The following is a 17,936-nucleotide window of genomic DNA, read 5'->3' as shown; positions in this document are numbered from 1 at the left end:
AGCGTACCGCCGCAGGGTTGGCTTGGGACCGGGCCGATCGGCGCGTTTTCTTTCGTCATAGGAACGGGTTTGACGCGAAACCGTGTTGCGCTCCCCCCTCGTCTGGCATGCTGGTGCCATGGCTAGCCGCGCGGGCACTGTTGCCCAACCCCAAGACCTTGTTGACCTCACTGCGCTTTTGGATGCGTACTACGACGTTTCGCCGGACCTCTCGGACCCGGGCCAGCGGGTGGCCTTCGGCACCTCCGGGCACCGCGGATCGAGCCTGAAGGCGTCCTTCAACGAACCCCACATCCTCGCCATCACGCAGGCGATCGTGGAATACCGGGCGGGCCAGGGCATCACCGGCCCCCTCTACATGGCGAAGGACACCCATGGCCTGAGCGAGCCCGCACAAAACTCCGCTCTTGAGGTGCTGGCTGCCAACGGCGTGCACGTCCTCATTGACGCCCGCCACGGCTACACGCCCACGCCCGCCCTGAGCCACGCCATCCTGACGCACAACCGGAACGCCGCTCCGGGCGCGCCGCAGGCCGACGGTATCGTGGTGACCCCGAGCCACAACCCGCCGGGGGACGGCGGATTCAAATACAACCCCCCGCACGGCGGCCCCGCGGACACCGACGCCACCGGCTGGATCGCCAACCGCGCCAACGAGCTCCTCGAAAACGGGCTGCGCGGCGTCAAGCGGATCCCGGTGGCCGATGCCCTCGCCGCCGGGACCACGGGCAAGTTCGATTTCCTCAGCAGCTACGTGGACGACCTCCCCTCGGTCCTGGACCTGAATGCGATCCGCGAGGCCGGCGTCCGGATTGGTGCCGACCCCATGGGCGGCGCGTCGGTGGATTACTGGGGCGAGATCGGCGAGCGCCACCACCTGAACCTCACGGTCGTGAACCCGACCGTCGACCCCCAGTGGGCCTTTATGACCCTTGACTGGGACGAGAAGATCCGCATGGATTGCTCCTCACCGTCGGCGATGGCCTCCTTGATTAACCGCATGTCCGACGGCGCCAGGTTCGACGTCGCCACCGGCAACGACGCCGACGCCGACCGCCACGGGATCGTGACTCCGGACGGCGGGCTAATGAACCCGAACCATTACCTCGCCGTCGCGATCGATTACCTGTACCGGCACCGGACCGGCTGGAACCCGCAGTCCGTGATCGGCAAAACCCTGGTCTCTTCCTCGATCATCGACCGCGTGGCTGAAAGCCTGGGCCGCAAGCTCGTGGAGGTTCCCGTGGGCTTCAAGTGGTTCGTCCCCGGGCTGCTGTCCGGAGAAGGCGCCTTCGGTGGCGAGGAATCCGCCGGTGCGTCCTTTAACAAGATGGACGGGAGCGTCTGGACCACCGACAAGGACGGCATCCTCCTGGCCCTGCTGGCCTCGGAGATCACGGCGGTAACGGGCAAGTCACCGTCGCAGCTGTACAAGGGCCTCACCGACCAGTTCGGCGACCCGGTCTACGCCCGGATCGACGCCGCGGCCACCCGGGAGCAGAAGGCGGCCCTCGGCAAGTTGTCGCCGTCGGACGTCACCGCGACCGAGCTGGCCGGCGAGACGATTAAGGCCAAGCTGACCGAGGCGCCGGGCAACGGCGCCGCGATTGGCGGCCTCAAGGTTGTCACCGAAAACGCATGGTTCGCGGCCCGGCCCTCCGGCACGGAGGACGTCTACAAGATCTACGCCGAGTCCTTCAAGGGCGCCGAGCACCTCAAGCAGGTCCAGGCCGAGGCGAAAGCGCTGGTGGACGGGGTTATTTCGTAGTCCCGTTGCCGGTGGCCAACTCGGCGCGGTCCCTGCCAAGCGTCTTTGCCTGGTAGAGGGCCGCGTCGGCCGAAACCACCGCAGCGTCGAGGCCGCCCGGTCCGGAGCCGGTGCACGCGATGCCGTAGCTCACGGTGGGCAGCCGGGGAATGATTGCCGAGCCGGTTCGATGGAGTCGGGCGCTGATGTCGGCCGTGATTTCCTGCGCCCTGTCCGGCGTGACGCCGGGCAGCAAGAGGATGAATTCCTCGCCCCCGTAGCGGCCCACGAGGTCAGTGGAGCGCACGGTGCCGGAGCACGCCCGGGCAAATGCCTGCAGGGCGGAGTCACCGGCCGAGTGGCCGAACTGGTCGTTGATCGTCTTGAAGTGGTCCAGGTCCGCCAGGATGAGCGCCGCCGTGGTCCCGCTCCGGCGCAGGCGGCGCAGTTCGTTTTCCGCGAGATCCAGGAAGGCCGAACGGTTGAGCAGGCCCGTGAGTCCGTCCACAGTGGCCCGTGCCCGCAGGTCCCGGGTCTGCTGTTCGTAGCTCAGCTCGGCCATGGTGAAGGACGCCACCACCAGCGTGACCATCGACAAGACTGTCATGGGGACAGAACCGAAAACTGACGTGAAAACCGCACCGTCCGGTCCCTTGATCAGATAGGCGAACAGGCGGCCCAGGTAGAAAACAGCCAAGATTCCGGCGCCCACCGCGAGGGGACGGTGGACGCGGGAGTAGTCGCGGTCGAGCAGGAACAGCTCCCGGGCTCCCATGCCGATTAACAGGGCCATGAATCCCAGGTACACCGGGCCTCCCGCCCAGACGTTGGTGGCCGGGTGGTCAAGAACCGAGGCGACGGCGGTGGCAGCAGGGCCGGCCGCGAGGAGCCAGGCCCGGGGCGAGGGGGCCCGCAACGACCGTCCGCCGGCCCAGATGCTGGCCGCACCGCCCACCAGCAGGACGCTGCCGGCAGGGTTGGCCCAGACCTGGTGCGCCGTGCCGTCCATCAGGTACGCGGCGTTGCCGGCCAGGAACAGCGAGAGGGCCGTGCACCACCAGCCGCTGTAGGGCGCCCGGGTGCGCCGGAATGTGATGAAGTAGAAAAGCATGAGCAGGGTGAGATCGACCACGGCCAAGGCCACCCGCAGAGTCGCGGTGTCAAGCATCATGTAGTGGTCCCCCCCGTCCGCCGTGATTTGCCCCAAAACGTCACCCCGTCGAATAAACCGTGGAATAAGCCGCCGAAGTTGACCCAAGTATGGCACCCGGTTCGCAGGAATCGACCGCCGGAGTCCCGGATATGACGCCCAGGGCCACTTGTGAGGCCCATCAGGCTTGCGCCGGGCCGTCTGTCCACAGCTTCAGGATGCGGCGGGTGGCGTGTCCGCCGTCGGGCGCCATGTCCACCAGCGCTATCCGATCAAGCGGGAAGGTCTCGCCCTGCCGGAGCCGTTTTCTCCCGTGGTGCGAGACGTGCGGCCGGTACCCTTCCAGGGTGTAGGCGGGCGTGGAGATCCTGCCCGGCAACTGCTCCACAATCCGGACCAGCTCGTTGTGGAGGACCTGGAGCTGTTCGCTGGGTTCAATGAGGTTGACCGGGATCGACCCCGCGCGGCCGAACCCGGCTTCGCCGCCCACGCTGAGCCGGCAGCCCAGGGCAGCGGCCACGGGCTCGGTCATGAGGGTGGCGATCTGTTCGGCGAGCGGATCGGCTGAGGCCGGTGGCGCGCCTGGTTCGCGTCCCGGGCGGGGTTCCTGGCGGGGTTCTTCGACGTCGAATTTGGCGGCGTCGGACTTAGCGACGTCGAATTTAGCGACGTCGAATTTAATTAGGGTGAGGTGCAGCGGCCAGTCATCACGGGGAAACTCGAGCCCCTCGGCTACCGGTTCCACGAAGGCCACCGCGATCAGGTTCCGCATGGGAAAAGTGTGCCACGCCTCGGCGTCCGCGGAACGGGGTGGGCGCCGCAAACAGACAGTGCCGGCGGCGAGGGCACGGACTAAAATGGGAAGTGGCCTCGGATGTGGGCCTTGCGCTGAACCGCAGAATCACGTCCCGCGTGCCTCCGGCCTGTCCCCCATGGTGCCGGAGGCACCTCCGCGGGTGGATGGTGCCGGAGGCACCTCCGCGGGTGGGTGGTGCCGGAGAACGGTGCGGGAGCCCTTAGACGGTACGGACGACGTCCTCGTAGGCGAATTTCGGCTTGGCTGCGCCCCATGCGTCTTCCCCGGGCTGGCCGATGTTGACCACCAGGAAGCTCTTCTGGCTTCCCTCGGGGAAGAAAGCGGCGTCGATTTTGGCGAAGTCGGCACCGGTCATGGGGCCGGCCGCGAGGCCGAGTGAGCGGACCGCAAGGATGAAGTAGCCGGCCTGCAGGTGGGCGTTGTTGTTGCCCGTGGCCGCGGCAAGGTCCGGCGCGGCGTCGTACATGGCCTTGGGGGCGTTGTAGCCGGGAAGGAACGTATCCCACTGTTCCTGCCAGGCGGTGTCGTAGCTCAGGACCGCGACGAGCGGCGCCGAGGCCGTCTTGGCGCGGTTGCCGGCGGAAAGTGCGTCCACGAGCGTGGCCCGGGCTTCGTCGGAGCGCACGTAGGTGACGCGCAGCGGCTGGGAGTTGAAGGCGGTGGGGCCGAACTTGGTCAGTTCGTAGATGGCGCGGGCCTGCTCGTCAGTAACGTCGCCGGTGAAGACGTTGGCCGTGCGGGCTTCGGCAAAGATGGCGTCGACGGCAGCTGCCTCGATTACTGCTTCTTCGTGGGCGATTGTCATTGGCATCCCTTTCGCTGTGCCGGCGCACTCTTGGGTGGCCAGCTTCTACTGCTGTCCATAGTTGCAACTTCAACGGCCGGCGTCTGCTTCCCACTGCTTCCTGTGACGTCCGGCACACGCCGTCAGGCGGGAAGGCAATTGCCGGAGGGAACGGCCGGTAAAACCCCGCGCGGTAAAGTTGCTCGGGAAGATTCCTTCCGCGCCCACCCCACATTCTCTGAAAGGCTCCTGGCATGAGCATGCTCGGCACCAAATGGAAGCTCCACGGCAACGGCAAGTCCGTCCGCCCCGGTGAGGTCGTCAGACCGGATGAGCGGCTCAGCTGGCCCCTGACGGTAGGGATCGGCATGCAGCACGTTGTGGCCATGTTCGGCGCCACCTTCCTGGTCCCGATCATCACGGGCATGCCGCCAGCCACCACCCTGTTCTTCTCCGGCATCGGCACCTTGCTGTTCCTGGTCATCACGCAGGGACGCGTGCCGAGCTACCTCGGTTCGAGCTTCGCGTTCATCGCCCCGATCATGGCTTCCCAGCAGCAGTTCGGCATCCCCGGGGCGCTGGGCGGGGTGGTGCTGGCCGGCGCGACCCTCGCCGTCGTCGGTGCCGTGGTGCAGAAGTTTGGCGCCGGCTGGATCAACCGGGTCATGCCGCCGATCGTGACCGGCGCGATCGTGGCTTTGATCGGCCTGAACCTGGCGCCCGCGGCGAAGAGCAACTTTGACCAGGCCCCGGTGACCGCCTTCATCACGCTGGCCGTCATCATCGTGGTCAGCGTACTGTTCCGCGGCATGCTGGGCCGGCTGAGCATCCTGGTGGGCGTTTTGGTGGGTTACCTTGTTGCGATGATCCGGGGCGAGGTGGACTTCTCCAAGATGGAGGGTGCCGCGTGGGTCGGCCTGCCGCATTTCCAGACCCCCGAGTTCCACCTCGGCGTCGTGGGCCTCTTCGTGCCCGTGGTGCTGGTGCTCGTGGCAGAGAACATCGGCCACGTGAAGTCCGTGTCAGCCATGACAGGGCAGAACCTCGACGGCGTGTCCGGCCGGGCGCTGCTGGCCGACGGCGCCGCCACTGTACTTGCCGGGCTTGGCGGCGGCTCCGGGACCACCACGTACGCCGAGAACATCGGCGTCATGGCTGCCACCAAGGTGTATTCGACGGCGGCGTACTGGGTGGCTGGCGTCTTCGCAGTGATCCTGAGCTTCTCGCCGAAGTTTGGCGAACTTATCGCCACCGTCCCTGCCGGCGTCCTCGGCGGCGCGGCCACGATGCTCTACGGCATGATCGGTGTGCTGGGTGTGAAGATCTGGGTCCAGAACAAGGTGAACTTCTCCAACTCGATCAACCTGACCACTGCCGCCGTCGCCCTGATCGTCGGGATTGCCGACTACACCTGGACCATCGGGGACCTGAAGTTCACCGGGATCGCGCTGGGCTCGGCCGCCGCCCTGGTGATCTACCACGGCATGAAGGCGATCGCGAAGGTCCGCGGAACGGTGGCGGAGCCGGAAACTGAAGACCCCTCGCCGGCTGCTGCCTCGACGGCCGCGGTCAGGGCAGCCACCAAGCGTGCTCCCAAGAAGCGCCGCTAAAGAACGCCACTAAGAAGCACAGCGGGCAACGTACCGCAAACGAAAGAGGCCGGACTCCGCCCACAGGCTGGAGTCCGGCCTCCTTCGCTGTCAAGGCCCGCCCTTGGGGCGGCAGCAGCGACGGCGTCGGGACTAGCCGGCGTCGAAGGAGTCCTTGTCATCGTCGCGGTCCTTCGGTGACTTGCTCTCCGGCAGGTCCGTGCCGGAGCCGTCCGGCAGGCCCGCCGCGTCCTGTCCGGGCTCGGATGAGAAGGGCCGCCCGGCGTCGGGCTTTTCCGTGTTGGCCTCGTCCATCTCCGCCTCCGAGGACGGCACGGCGGCCTCGGAATCCTCTGAGGCGTCGGCGTCGAAGCCGGGGGCTGCGCTGGCGTTTTCTGAACTCATTTGTTCCTCCGTTCCTCCGAAGCGTCCTGCTCCGGGTTCTCCTGCACTGTCTTGGTCTTCGGCACCGAATTGGCTCAGATCCGGCGCGCCGGCCGGATACGTCTCGCCGTCGGGGCTGTCCTGGTTCAGCCCAGCGGCGTCGAAGGCCTCCTCCTCGCGGGGCTGGGCGAAGTTCTTCGCATCAATGTTCTCAGCGCCGCCGCCGGGCATTTCCTGCTCGGCGGTCGGCGTGCCGTAGCCGCCCGCTTCTTCGGTGACGCTCTTGGGATCCTGCTGGTTTTCAGTCATGTCATTCCTCCTGGTGCTGGAAATGGGACTAGCTGGATTGGACGGATCAAAGCGAACTCAGAGGCCTTTGCCTCCGGTGACCGGAAGCACTGCTCCGGAAATGTAGGAACCGTGGTCCGAGGCGAGAAGCACGTAGGCCGCCGCCAGCTCCGCCGGTTGGCCCGCCCGCTGCAGCGGCGTGTCCTGGCCGAAGGAGGGCAGTTTCTCGGGCCACTCGGTGGCCGGAATCAGCGGCGTCCAGATGGGACCCGGGGCCACGGCGTTAACTCTGATTCCCTTGGGTCCAAGCTCCTGAGCTAGGGCCTTGGTGAATGCCACTTGGGCCGCCTTGGTCATGGCGTAGTCGATGAGCCCCGGGGACGGGTTGAACGCCTGAATCGAGGCGGTGGTGATGATGGAGGCGCCGGCGTTCAGGTGCGGGACGGCCGCCCGGGCGGTCCAGAGCAAGGAGTACAGATTGGTTTTGAAGACGCGGTCGAACTCTTCGGTGGGCAGCGTTTCCAGGCTGTCGCGGTTCTTCTGGTAGGCCGCATTCAGCACCAGGACATCGAGGCCCCCGAATTCGGCCAGCGTCGCCTCGACGATGTGCGCCGCGAAGTCCTCACTGCGGCCATCGCCGGAGAGCAGCAGGGCCTTGCGGCCGGCCTTCCGGATCCACTCGGCGGTGTCCTGTGCGTCTTCCTCTTCCTCCGGCAGGTAGGAGATTGCGACGTCGGCTCCCTCGCGGGCGAAGGCGATCGCCACCGCTCTGCCGATTCCGGAGTCACCGCCGGTGATCAGGGCGGCTTTGCCGCTCAGGGCGCCGCTGCCCCGGTAGCTTTCCTCGCCATGGTCCGGTTTGGGCTCCATGGGTGAGGTGAGCCCGGGCTGTTTCTGCACCTGTTCCGGGAACGGGTCCGAGTGGTAGCCGGCGCGGGGATCGCGCGGCTGGTCCTGCTGCTTGCCGCCGCTGGAGGCGCTGGCTGCAGTGCTGCTTGCGTCGTCACTCATAGTCCACCTAACACGTGTCGATTTCCAGGGAAGCTCATCGGCCGGTGCAACCGTGCCCTATGACCCATCCCAGCGAAGTAATCATTTCTACCCTAACCTCAAAAATCGTCAGCAGGCTTACTACCAACTTGTCTTTTGGCAACTTTCAAGCCTAGGTTGAGGGTAGGCCGCACGCTGCGGCAGGTTCACGATTGGTTTCAGGATTGCGCGGAGGAGCACCAATGACAGGCCCAACGGCGCCGAAAGATGACGGCAGGGACGAATCGCGCCTTGAACGGATGGACCGCAACTGGGCCGAACTACTGCAGGAACTGCGGGTTCTCCAGACCGGGGTCCAGGTCCTCGCCGGCTTCCTCCTGACCCTGCCGTTCCAGACGCGCTTCCAGACGCTCGATGACTACCAGACCCGCCTGTACCTCGCCAACGTCATCCTCGCTGCCCTCACCACGTCCACCATCCTGCTGCCCGTAAGCGTGCACCGCCGGCTGTTCCGGCAAGGGCTGAAGGCCACGCTCGTGGCCAGCGCCGACACCATCGCCAAGTTTTCACTGGCCGGCGTGGGGCTCCTGAGCGTGGGCACCACATCCCTGATCTTCGACGTCACCGTAGGCCGGACGGCGGGCTTGGTAGCCGGCGTCGGGCTGCTCGCCGTATTGGTCCTGCTGTTGATCGTTGTTCCCGCACGGCTACAGCGGCAGGGCCGCGAAGAGGAGTCATCATGACAAATGTTTCACATGAGCGGCGCGCCGCAGACACGGGAGGAACCATGGGCAAGTGGGCTAAGGAACACGGACTGCTGCTGGCCAATATCGCGCTGTTCGTCATGTTTTTCGGCGGCATGATCCTCAGTGGAGCCAGCTCCTACAGCGACGAGCAGATGGCCCACGGCGAACCGGCTGTGACCGTTCTGCAGTACCTCGGCACCGGGTCCTTCATGGAGGCGACGTTCGAGAACTGGGAGTCGGAATTCCTGCAGATGGGCATGTATGTCCTCTTGACCGTCTTCCTGTTCCAGAAGGGGTCCTCTGAGTCCAAGCCCATGGGCAGCCCCGCTCCGCAGGACGAGGACCCCCGGCAGGCAAAGCTCAAGCCTTCCACGCCGTGGCCCGTGCGGCGCGGCGGCTGGGTGCTCAAGCTCTACGAACACTCTCTCTCGATCATGTTCCTGCTGCTGTTCCTGGCGTCCTTCATCCTGCACGCGGTTGGAGGCACGGACGACTACAACAGTGACCAGGAGGCGCACGGACAGCCCACCGTGACGGTGCTGGGCTATCTGGCCACGAGCCGGTTCTGGTTCGAGTCCTTCCAGAACTGGCAAAGCGAATTCCTTGCCGTGGCGGTCCTGGTGGGCGCCTCGGTCTACCTGCGTGAGAAGGGCTCCCCCGAGTCCAAACCCGTGGCCGAACCGCACTACGAGACCGGCGCCTAAGTCCGGGCGGCGCTGGCCCGCGGTCGGCACCGCAGCCTGCCAGCAGGTGCGTTAGGCGCCTTCCAGGACCTGGCTGGTGACCCAGGCGAGGTATTTTGCGGCGTTGGCGATGGCGTCCTCCGGGCTGCCGGCGACGTCCAGCAGCTGCGCCGCGGCGACTACTCCGTGCGGGGCGAGGTCCTCCGGGGTGACCAGGATCCGGCCGGCCACCACGATCACCGGAATGCCGAGCGCCTGGGCGGCGTCGGCGAGGGCGATCGGCGCTTTGCCCGTCAGCGATTGGCTGTCCATGGAGCCTTCTCCGGTGATGACCAAGTCAGCCACCGCAAGTTTCGCAGGCAGCCCGGTGAGCCCGGCCACCAGCTCGAAGCCGCCTTCCAGGGCGGCGGTACTGAAGGCCAGGAACGACGCCGGGAAGCCGCCGGCCGCCCCGGCGCCGGGCACATTGACGTCTCGGCCGGTAGCCTGGCGCAGGACCGAGGCCCAGTTGCGCAGGCCGGCGTCGAGCAGCTCCATGGCATCGGCGTCGGCACCTTTTTGCTGACCGAACACGTACGCGGCCCCGTCGCTGCCGTACAGCGGGTTTTGGACGTCGACGGCGATCCTGAACTTCACCCCGGCCAGCCGGGGATCGAGGCCGCTGATATCCACGGACGCGACCTCGGCGAGCGATCCGCCGCCAAGGGGCACAACGTTGCCGGCGGCGTCCAACGGTTTGAGTCCGAGGGCCCGGAGGGCACCGCTGCCGCCGTCGCTCATGGCCGAACCGCCCACGCCCAGCACGATTTCCGTGGCCCCGGCGTCCAGCGCCGCGGCGATCAGCTGGCCGCAGCCATAACTGTGGGCGCGCAGCGAGTTGGCCGGCGTGGGCTCCATGTGAGCCAGCCCGGAGGCCTGAGCCGTTTCAATCACGGCGGTGGCCCCGCCGAAGGCGTCCGCGCGGATGGCCCACGCGGCACCGATCGGGGCCAGGATGGGGCCAACAACTGCGTTGAGCCGTTCCTCGTAGCCGGCTGCGACGGCCGCTTCAAGGGTCCCTTCGCCGCCGTCGGCCACCGGAAACTGGGTGGTCTCGGCGTCCGGGTAGACGCGCAGGGCGCCTTCGGCAATGGCGGCGGCGGCTTCGACGGCGGTCAGGGAGCCCTTGAACTTGTCCGGGGCGATGAGGATGCGCATGGCTCTATCCTGCCAGTCCGGTGGTCCCGGATGTTGCTCGCTCGGCCGGTGAAGCGACAAATCCGCGCCACCGGGAGTAACGTGGCTGCCACACACATTCCGGCCGGGGCCGGGCCGGCAGATGACGGCGCCGGAAACCAACGGACAGGGGGAACGGTGAGCGAGGACGGACACATCCGCAGCGTCACGGGCGTGACTGAGCTGCTGCTGGTACGCCACGGTGAAAGCGAAGGCAACATTGCCGCCACGCTGGCTCAACAGGCTGGCGCGCACGTCATCGATGTCCCCGCCAGGGATGCGGATGTCGGGCTATCGGTCACTGGGCGGGAGCAGGCGCTGGCCCTGGGCAGGCTGCTCGCGGGGTACGCGGACGCCCGGCGCACTCCAGTGTGGTCCTCGCCCTACCTGCGTGCCCGGCAGACCGCAGAACTCGCCGTCCAGACCGGCGGCTGGCAAACGGCGGTGCTGATCGACGAGCGGCTGCGCGATCGCGAGCTAGGAATCCTGGACATGCTCACCACGGCCGGGGTGGAAGCCCGGCTCCCCGAAGAGGCTGGCCGACGGCGGTGGCTCGGCAAGTTCTACTACCGGCCCCCGGGCGGTGAGTCTTGGGCGGATGTGGTGCTGCGGCTCCGGTCGCTGCTCGCCGACCTGGACAACAGGCATCCCGGCGAGGGCGTCCTGCTGGTCTGCCACGACGCCGTGATCCTGCTCATCCGCTACATCCTGGAAGGGCTGTCGGAGCAGCAACTGCTGGACATCGCCGCCACGTCCACCATCCTCAACGCCTCCGTCAGCCGCTTCGTCCGGCCCGACGGCAGGGGGGAATGGCTGCTGGAGACTTTCAATATGGCCGACCACCTCATGAGCGAAGGTGTCCCGGTAACCCAGCACTCGGGGGACGCGGATGTCCACCCCCGCTAAGTCCCGGCAGGCCAAGACACCTCAGGCCGAGGCCGTCACGCCGACCTTGCTGCGGGCCTGGCCGCTTCCTGACGGCGGCTCTGGGAAGGATGACCGCGGCTCCGTGCTGGTCATCGGCGGCGCGCGCAGGACGCCCGGAGCGGCGTTGCTCGCCGGCGTTGCTGCCCTCCGCGCGGGTGCGGGCCGGCTGACCCTGGCCGTGGCGGATTCCGTGGCGGTACCGCTCGCCGTTGCCCTGCCCGAGGCTGGCGTCCTTGGACTGCCGGAAACGACAGCCGGGACCGTTGTCGGTTCCGCCGCCGGGTCCCTGGCCGCCGAGCTGGAAACCGCAGACGCCGTCCTGGTGGGGCCAGGCCTGGACGACAAGGACCAGACCACGGCGCTGCTGCGCGAACTCCTCAAAGCCACCCCGGCCAATCAGCCCTGCTTTGTCCTGGATGCCTTTGCCCTGGCCAGTCTGCCGGAGCTCGACGACGAACTGGCTCCGTGGGCCTGCCGGCTGATCCTGACCCCGAACATCACGGAGGCGGGCATCCTGCTCGGGCGGGACGTCGAGGACCTGCACCGCCAGCTCCCTGAGGTGGCCGACAAATATCAGGCCGTGGTCTCCTGCCAGGGGGTGATCGCAGAACCCCGCAGCAGCGGCAGGGCTGCTGCGTCGGGGACCGGCCTCTGGGAGATCACCACCGGGCATAGCGGACTGGGCACTTCGGGCAGCGGAGATGTCCTCTCCGGCGCCATCACCGGCCTCCGTGCCAGGGGAACGACCGACGCGCAGGCTGCCTGCTGGGGAACGCACCTGCATGCTGCGGCCGGAGACCGGCTTGCCAGCCGGCTGGGCGGCTTGGGTTACCTCGCCCGGGAGCTCAACGAGGAACTGCCGCCACTCATGATGGAACTTTCCGCCTGAGCGCCGGGGCGCCCCCTTTAAGACCAGGCCCCGTTTAGGACCAGGTCCCGCGCTCCTGGAGGACCGCCTTGAGCAGGTCCGCGCGGTCCGTGACGATCCCGTCGACGCCGAGATCCAGCAGCCGGTGCATTTCGGCGGGCTCGTTGACCGTCCACACGTGGACCTGCAGGCCGTGACGGTGTGCCCGCCGGATAAAGCCGGGCGTCACCACTGGCACGGCACCGTAGCGGACCGGGACCTGCAGGGCGTGGACTCCCCGCAGTGCCCGGCTTGCCACGAGCGACATCAGCCGCGCCGGCAGCACGGGGCCCAGCAGGACGAACACGGCATTGGACACGATGCCGGCCGAACTCGCGGCGGGACGGCTCAACTGCTTCAGCACTGCGCGGCGCCGCCGGTCCGAGAAACTGGCCACCAGGACACGGTCGTGCAGTCCGTGGGCCTCGATCGCCGCGGCCAGGGTGGCCACGGAATTCCAGTCCTTGACGTCGACATTGAGCCGGACTTCCGGGAAGGCAGCGATCAGCTCTTCGAACCGCGGGATCGGTTCGGATCCGCCGATCCTGGCCAGGTCCACGGTCGCGGCCGGAAGGTCCGCGATCCGGCCCTGCCCGGCCGTCATCCGGTCCAGGGCTTTGTCGTGGAAGACCACCAACACGCCGTCGGCCGTTGTGTGCACGTCCGTCTCCAGGTGCCGGTACCCGAGGTCGACGGCGGCGCGGAACGCGGCCATCGAGTTCTCCAGCCCGTCCAGTGAGAAGCCCCGGTGGGCCATCGCCAGGGGTGCCCGGGCGCCGGCGGTCCCGGCGGGTCCTGGAGCTCCGGGGGCCCGGGCGGCTGGGTCCTCCGGACCGCCGTCGCGATTGCCGCGAGGGGCAAAGTAGGGGTGCGGGTCAGTCACTCCTGAAGCGTACCCGAGGGTCGATCTGCCGGGGCGGGTGGTGCTGAGCGTGGCTGGCTTTGGCGGGATAGGGCGTCAGGAGTCGTGCTGGCGGATTTCGACGTCGTCGCTGCAGTGCAGCAGCGTGCGGCCGCGGCCGCCGTCGAGGTCCACCCAGACCATGCTGTGATCCGCCGTGACGGCATCCACCAGGCCGCCGGTCTCGAAGCCCGGGCCCAGCCGGACGCTGACGCGGTCGCCCTGGCGCAGCTGCCTCCAGTGCCGGTCCGGCTCCACCCTGTGCAGGGGTTGTTCGTCCGTGTTGTTGATGCGGTATCTGGCCATGATGTCCCCACTATCGGTCAAACGATCTGTCGCGAGCTCCCAGCCTAGGAGGCTAAGGTGAACGCCAGTTGGCCGTCCGCTGGGAATCCGGTGTCCGCGGGGACGTCCGGTTTGCGGCGGAGTGCCGGGGTGTTGGGGCGCAGCGGTGCAGGGGCGCCGGCGGTGTCCGCGCGGACGTGTCCGGGCTCCAGGGTGGCTTTAGGGCAGCCGGACGCCGAGTTCGGCGAGCTTGGCCTCGAGGATCTGGGCGACGCCGTCGTCGTCGAAGTGCGGGGCTTGCTGGCCGGCGGCCCGGATCGCGTCGGGGTGGCCGCTGGCCATCGCGTACCCGTGCCCGGCCCAGCGAAGCATCTCGATGTCGTTGGGCATGTCCCCGAACGCCACCACGTCCGGGGCGCCGATGCCGAGGGACGCCGCATACTCGGCGAGGGTCACGGCCTTGTTCACGCCGGGCAGGGACAGCTCCAGCAGGGCCATGTTCGGCGCCGAGTGGGTCGCGGCGGCCAGATGGGCGACGGCGGGCGTCACCTCGGCCAGGAACTCGTCGGCGGTGCCTTCCCGGACAATGGCCAGGAACTTCGCGATGGAGTCCCCCTCCGTGAGGGTGGTGTGCAGCGGGGCCGGGGTGAATTCCGCGAGCAGTTCGCTCGAGCCGTTCTCGATAAAGCCCGGTTCCAGGTGGAAGCCGGTCAGGGTCTCGGCGGCAAACAGCGCGGACGGACGCAGCCGCTTGATGATGCGGCGGACCTCGAACATGGCGTCGAGGTCCAGGGTCCGCGCCGAGAGCATGCGGTCTGCCTCGAGGTCCCACACGACGGCGCCGTTGGAGCAGATGACCGTTCCGGTGTGCCCCAGCTGGTCCTGCAGGGGGTGCAGCCAGCGCGGCGGCCGTCCCGTGACGAACACCAGTTCCAGCCCGGCGTCTCGGCAGGCGTGGAACGCGCGGACGGTCCTGTCGCTGATTTTGCCGTCATGGCCGAGGATCGTTCCGTCGATGTCACTTGCTACCAGCCGCATAGTGCCAGTCTACGTGCGCCGGGACGGTCGGCCTTCGCGGCTGTCCGCGCGGACGTGTGCGGCGGGATGTGCGCCGAGATCGCCGGAACGCGTCGGGTCCGCCGGAAATTTCCGGCGATCTGGAAAGTTTCCGGCGAGCTCGACGGCGGCGGGCGGGGCGGGCGGGCGGGCGGGGCGGGCGGCAGGCGGGGTGGCGGGCAGCAGGAGGCGGGCGGCTCAGTGCCGTTCGAAGATGCCGGTGAGTGTGCCCCGGCCCAGGGTGTGCCGCGACAGCTTCGCCTCCAGGCTGCCCGGAGAAGTGTGCTCATTTAGCCCGGACGGAGCGATGTCGAGCGCGTGGACAGTGATGACGTACCGGTGCGGCCCGTGCCCGGGAGGCGGCGCGGCGCCCAGGTAGCCGTGGAACCCGCCGTCGTTCCTTAACTGGATGGCGCCCGCGGGAAGGTGCTTACCGCCCTCGGCGCCCGCCCCTGCCGGCAGCGACGTGACGTCGCCGGGGACATCCAGCACGGCCCAGTGCCAGAAGCCGCCGCGGCCCGGGGCGTCGGGGTCGAACATGGTGACGGCATAGCCCTTGGTGCCGGCGGGGGCGCCGCTCCAGCTCAGCTGTGGGGATTCGTCCTGGCCGCCGGCGCGCATTTTGCCGCTGCGCTGGGCAGGCGGGAGCGTCTGGCCCTCGGCGAAGGATTCACTGCGGACGGCGAACTCCGGAAATTCGTGGCGTGTCATGGCTGCCTTTCACTTACTGCAGGGGCTGGGCCCCCATTTCCATCCGTGCCAGCTCCGCGCGCGTGGGCGGGTTGGCGCCGGCGCGGGACACGGTGACTGCCGCTGCCCGGGAGGCATGGGCGAGGAGATCGCGGAGACTTTCGGCGGAGAGTTCGCGCAGGGCCTTGCGGTTTTGTGCCCCGTCCAGGCCCAGGTCCACCACGCCGGACAGCAGCGCCGCCATGAACGAATCCCCCGCCCCGACGGTGTCCGCCACGCTGATCTCCGGTGCGGGGAACTGCGCCGCCCCGGCGGCGTTGACGCCCCATGGGCCCTGGCCACCGCGGGTCACCACCACCATGGCCGGGCCCTCGGAGCCGCCCAGCGCCAGCCAGCGGCGGGCCGAATCCAGCGGGTCAACACCGGGATAGAGCCATTCGAGGTCCTCGTCGGAGGCTTTCACCACGTCAGCGAGGGTCACGAACTTTTCGGCCTGCCCGCGGGCGTAGTCCACGTCCGGGATGATGCTGGGCCGGCAATTGGGGTCAAAGCTGATGGTCGCGGACGGGTGGGCGCGCTCGACGGCGGCCAGCACCTCGGCGGCGCCGGGCGCCAGCATGGTCGCGATGGATCCGGTGTGCAGCAGCGTGGTTCCCTGCAGCAGGAACGGCAGGCGCGCCGCGACGCCGGGAAGCTCCCAGGCGAGGTCGAAAGTGTACGTGGCGGCGCCGGCGTCGTCGATCAGGGCGGCGGCCACGCTGGTGGGCAGCTCGTCGGGTCCCAGCGGGAGCAGCACGGAGCTCGACTTCAGGTGTGCGGCCAGGGCCTCGCCATAGGCATCGCGGCCGTACCGGCCAATGAACTGGACGGGATGGTCCAGCCGCGCCAGCCCCACCGCCACGTTGAGGGGGCTGCCGCCGACATGAGCCTGGACGCCGGAGGACCGCTGGACTACATCAACCAGTCCCTCGCCAATAACTGTGAGCATGACCATACTCTGCCAGAGAATCAGCTCCGGCGCCGTGTGTTGCGCGGTCCCGCCCGCAGCCGCCCCGCTGGGCCCGCTCAGGCCGCGGTCTCAGGCCGCGGCGGCATCCAGGGCGATCCCGGCGGGGGCGGCCTCGGCGAACCTGGCGTCGATGTGAACCACATCCCGGCCTGCCCGCTGGAGGAGGCTGGCGGCAATGCCGGCTCGGTACCCGGTAGCGCAGTGCACCCAGAGCTTCCCGGCGGGGACGTCGCCGAGGCGCAGCAACAGCTCGTGCAGCGGTACGTTGACCGCGCCCAGCACGCGGGCGGCGGTGAATTCGTCGGCCTTGCGCACGTCCAGGACGGTGTCCCCGGGCGCCCGGCCGGTGAGCACGCCGTCCCAGCCCACGCGGGGATAGGAGGCGAGGCCGGCCTGCGGCGCCAGCGCGTGCGGTTCGGTGCCGACGGCGGCGTCCGGGGATTCGATGCCGATCCGGGAGAGGTCCCGGACTGCGCTCTCGATATCTTCCCGCGAGCCCACCAGGGTCAGCGGTTCACCCCACGGCAGCACCCAGCCGAGATACGTGGTGAAACTGGAGCCGGAGCCGTACTCGAAACTGACGCTGCCCTTGAGGTGGCTGTTGGCGAACGCCACCCGCCGACGCAGGTCCACCACCCACTCGCCGTCGTCCAATCGCCGGGTGAGCTCCGCGGCGTCGAGTGATTCGGGAACGGCCAGCTCAGCCGGGGCCGGGCCGCTCAGGTTGGCCGGACTCATGTGGGCGTAGTACGACGGGTGGTCGGTGAGGTTGGCGATGAGCTGGCGGACGAAGTGGTCCTCGTCAGGGTCCGTCAGCGCGTGGTTGGCGGCGAGCTGCTCGCCGATGGTGGAGGACCGGGCACGGGCGGCGGGTCCGGAGGAGCAGAACGACCCGAATCCGTGGGTCGGGAACAGCGCGGCGTCGTGGCCGGCCTCGGCGGCGAGGCGCCGGACCGAGGCGTACTGGTCATGGGTCAAGCCGACCGTGTCCGCCGCGGCAACAAGGTCGGTGCGGCCCACCGAGCCATACAGCAGGCTTCCGCCGGAGAAGACGGCCTGCTTCTCGCCGTCGTCCACGATGAACGACATGTGGGTGTGCGTGTGCCCGGGCGTGGCGACCGCCTTGACCGTGAGCGAGCCCACCCGGACGGTTTGGCCGTCCGTGATGGGCGTGCGCTCGAAGGCGACGGGATCGGCGGCGTTCACGAGGTAGCTGGCGCCGTGGGCGCGGGCCAGGATCAGCCCGCCGGTGATGTAGTCATTGTGCAGGTGGGTCTCGGCCACGTGCGTGATGGCCACGCCGGCGTCGCGGGCAGCGGCCTCGATGCGGTCGGTGTCCCGCTGCGGGTCGACCGCCAGCGCCACGGAGCCGTCGTGGACCAGGTAGCTGCGGTCCCCGAGCTGCGGGGTCTCGATGACGATGACTTCCATGGTCCCTCCGGAAAGGTCAGCGGTCAGCCCCGGTTGACGGGGTGTCCCTCGTCCTGCCACTGCATGATCCCGCCGGTAACGTTGACGGCGTCGTAACCCTGGTCCTCCAAGTACGTGGCGGCCTGGGCGCTGCGGCCCCCGGCCGCGCACATGATGTAGACGGTTCCGCTGGCCGGAACCTCGTCGAGGGACTGCACAAACCGTGAGAGCGGGATGCTCCTGGCGCCGGGAACGCGGACTGCCGCGTATTCGTCTTCCTCGCGGACATCGACGATTTCGGTGGCGTCGCCCAGGGCGGCCAGGTCCTTGACGGAAATGCTCTTCATGCCTGTTCCTT

19 protein-coding genes are annotated in these 17,936 nt (G+C 68.3%); 6 read left to right on the top strand and 13 right to left on the bottom strand.

Features of this window, described 5'->3' with window-relative positions; genetic code table 11:
• Positions 1–118: 118 nt before the first annotated feature.
• Positions 119–1,768 (top strand): phosphoglucomutase (alpha-D-glucose-1,6-bisphosphate-dependent), encoded by a 1,650-nt coding sequence (gene pgm / locus ACFRJ8_RS01995; RefSeq protein ID WP_377984472.1) that lies wholly within the window; start codon positions 119–121, stop codon positions 1,766–1,768.
• On the opposite strand, the gene ACFRJ8_RS01990 is transcribed toward pgm, so the two are convergent.
• From ACFRJ8_RS01990 to ACFRJ8_RS01980, 3 genes are all read right to left on the bottom strand, one after another.
• Positions 1,758–2,918, bottom strand: coding sequence for a GGDEF domain-containing protein (locus ACFRJ8_RS01990; protein WP_377984471.1), 1,161 nt, complete (start codon positions 2,916–2,918; stop codon positions 1,758–1,760). The genes pgm and ACFRJ8_RS01990 overlap by 11 nt on opposite strands.
• Positions 2,919–3,078: 160 nt before the next feature.
• Positions 3,079–3,669, bottom strand: a complete 591-nt coding sequence (locus ACFRJ8_RS01985) for a hypothetical protein (RefSeq protein ID WP_377984470.1) — start codon at positions 3,667–3,669, stop codon at positions 3,079–3,081.
• A gap of 244 nt (positions 3,670–3,913) precedes the next feature.
• Entirely contained in the window at positions 3,914–4,519 is a 606-nt protein-coding gene (locus ACFRJ8_RS01980) for a malonic semialdehyde reductase (protein ID WP_377984469.1), read from the bottom strand.
• Between the two features lie 233 nt (positions 4,520–4,752).
• Between ACFRJ8_RS01980 and ACFRJ8_RS01975 the strand changes: the two genes are divergently transcribed.
• A complete protein-coding gene (locus tag ACFRJ8_RS01975; protein ID WP_377984468.1) occupies positions 4,753–6,108 on the top strand; it encodes a uracil-xanthine permease family protein in 1,356 nt (451 codons plus the stop codon).
• Positions 6,109–6,240: 132 nt separating this feature from the next.
• Here the strand turns inward: ACFRJ8_RS01975 and ACFRJ8_RS01970 are convergent, their stop codons facing one another.
• Together ACFRJ8_RS01970 and ACFRJ8_RS01965 are read right to left on the bottom strand one after the other, a co-directional pair.
• Positions 6,241–6,780, bottom strand: a complete 540-nt coding sequence (locus ACFRJ8_RS01970) for a hypothetical protein (protein WP_377984467.1) — start codon at positions 6,778–6,780, stop codon at positions 6,241–6,243.
• A gap of 57 nt (positions 6,781–6,837) precedes the next feature.
• Positions 6,838–7,770, bottom strand: a complete 933-nt coding sequence (locus tag ACFRJ8_RS01965) for an SDR family oxidoreductase (protein ID WP_377984466.1) — start codon at positions 7,768–7,770, stop codon at positions 6,838–6,840.
• Positions 7,771–7,991: 221 nt separating this feature from the next.
• Between ACFRJ8_RS01965 and ACFRJ8_RS01960 the strand changes: the two genes are divergently transcribed.
• Entirely contained in the window at positions 7,992–8,492 is a 501-nt protein-coding gene (locus ACFRJ8_RS01960) for a DUF6328 family protein (RefSeq protein ID WP_377984465.1), read from the top strand.
• Positions 8,489–9,199 (top strand): DUF6766 family protein, encoded by a 711-nt coding sequence (locus ACFRJ8_RS01955; RefSeq protein WP_377984464.1) that lies wholly within the window; start codon positions 8,489–8,491, stop codon positions 9,197–9,199. The genes ACFRJ8_RS01960 and ACFRJ8_RS01955 overlap by 4 nt, the downstream gene beginning before the upstream one ends.
• A 51-nt stretch (positions 9,200–9,250) precedes the next feature.
• Here the strand turns inward: ACFRJ8_RS01955 and ACFRJ8_RS01950 are convergent, their stop codons facing one another.
• The gene (locus ACFRJ8_RS01950) at positions 9,251–10,375 is read right to left on the bottom strand and encodes a glycerate kinase (protein ID WP_377984463.1); all 1,125 of its coding nucleotides are present in this window, start codon (positions 10,373–10,375) and stop codon (positions 9,251–9,253) included.
• A 156-nt stretch (positions 10,376–10,531) separates the two neighbouring features.
• Between ACFRJ8_RS01950 and ACFRJ8_RS01945 the strand changes: the two genes are divergently transcribed.
• Positions 10,532–11,299, top strand: a complete 768-nt coding sequence (locus tag ACFRJ8_RS01945) for a histidine phosphatase family protein (protein ID WP_377984462.1) — start codon at positions 10,532–10,534, stop codon at positions 11,297–11,299.
• On the top strand, positions 11,283–12,209 hold the full coding sequence (locus ACFRJ8_RS01940; protein WP_377984461.1) for an NAD(P)H-hydrate dehydratase: 927 nt from the start codon (positions 11,283–11,285) through the stop codon (positions 12,207–12,209). The genes ACFRJ8_RS01945 and ACFRJ8_RS01940 overlap by 17 nt, the downstream gene beginning before the upstream one ends.
• A 34-nt stretch (positions 12,210–12,243) precedes the next feature.
• Here ACFRJ8_RS01940 and ACFRJ8_RS01935 read toward each other — a convergent pair whose 3' ends face one another.
• From ACFRJ8_RS01935 to ACFRJ8_RS01905, 7 genes are all read right to left on the bottom strand, one after another.
• The gene (locus ACFRJ8_RS01935; RefSeq protein WP_377984460.1) at positions 12,244–13,110 is read right to left on the bottom strand and encodes a glycerophosphodiester phosphodiesterase; all 867 of its coding nucleotides are present in this window, start codon (positions 13,108–13,110) and stop codon (positions 12,244–12,246) included.
• A gap of 75 nt (positions 13,111–13,185) precedes the next feature.
• Positions 13,186–13,434, bottom strand: coding sequence for a hypothetical protein (locus ACFRJ8_RS01930; protein ID WP_377984459.1), 249 nt, complete (start codon positions 13,432–13,434; stop codon positions 13,186–13,188).
• Between the two features lie 198 nt (positions 13,435–13,632).
• Positions 13,633–14,451 (bottom strand): HAD family hydrolase, encoded by an 819-nt coding sequence (locus tag ACFRJ8_RS01925; protein WP_377984458.1) that lies wholly within the window; start codon positions 14,449–14,451, stop codon positions 13,633–13,635.
• 216 nt (positions 14,452–14,667) lie between these two features.
• A complete protein-coding gene (locus tag ACFRJ8_RS01920) occupies positions 14,668–15,180 on the bottom strand; it encodes a YbhB/YbcL family Raf kinase inhibitor-like protein (protein ID WP_377984457.1) in 513 nt (170 codons plus the stop codon).
• Between the two features lie 13 nt (positions 15,181–15,193).
• Positions 15,194–16,147: a carbohydrate kinase gene (locus tag ACFRJ8_RS01915; protein ID WP_377984456.1), complete on the bottom strand. Its 954-nt coding sequence runs from the start codon at positions 16,145–16,147 to the stop codon at positions 15,194–15,196.
• A 90-nt stretch (positions 16,148–16,237) separates the two neighbouring features.
• Positions 16,238–17,599 (bottom strand): rhodanese-like domain-containing protein, encoded by a 1,362-nt coding sequence (locus tag ACFRJ8_RS01910; protein WP_377984455.1) that lies wholly within the window; start codon positions 17,597–17,599, stop codon positions 16,238–16,240.
• 23 nt (positions 17,600–17,622) lie between these two features.
• The gene (locus tag ACFRJ8_RS01905; protein ID WP_377984454.1) at positions 17,623–17,925 is read right to left on the bottom strand and encodes a rhodanese-like domain-containing protein; all 303 of its coding nucleotides are present in this window, start codon (positions 17,923–17,925) and stop codon (positions 17,623–17,625) included.
• Positions 17,926–17,936 lie beyond the last annotated feature (11 nt).

Source organism: Arthrobacter sp. NPDC056886 (assembly GCF_042788715.1).
Lineage (GTDB): Bacteria > Actinomycetota > Actinomycetes > Actinomycetales > Micrococcaceae > Arthrobacter.
This window is presented reverse-complemented; position numbering and strand designations above follow the sequence as displayed.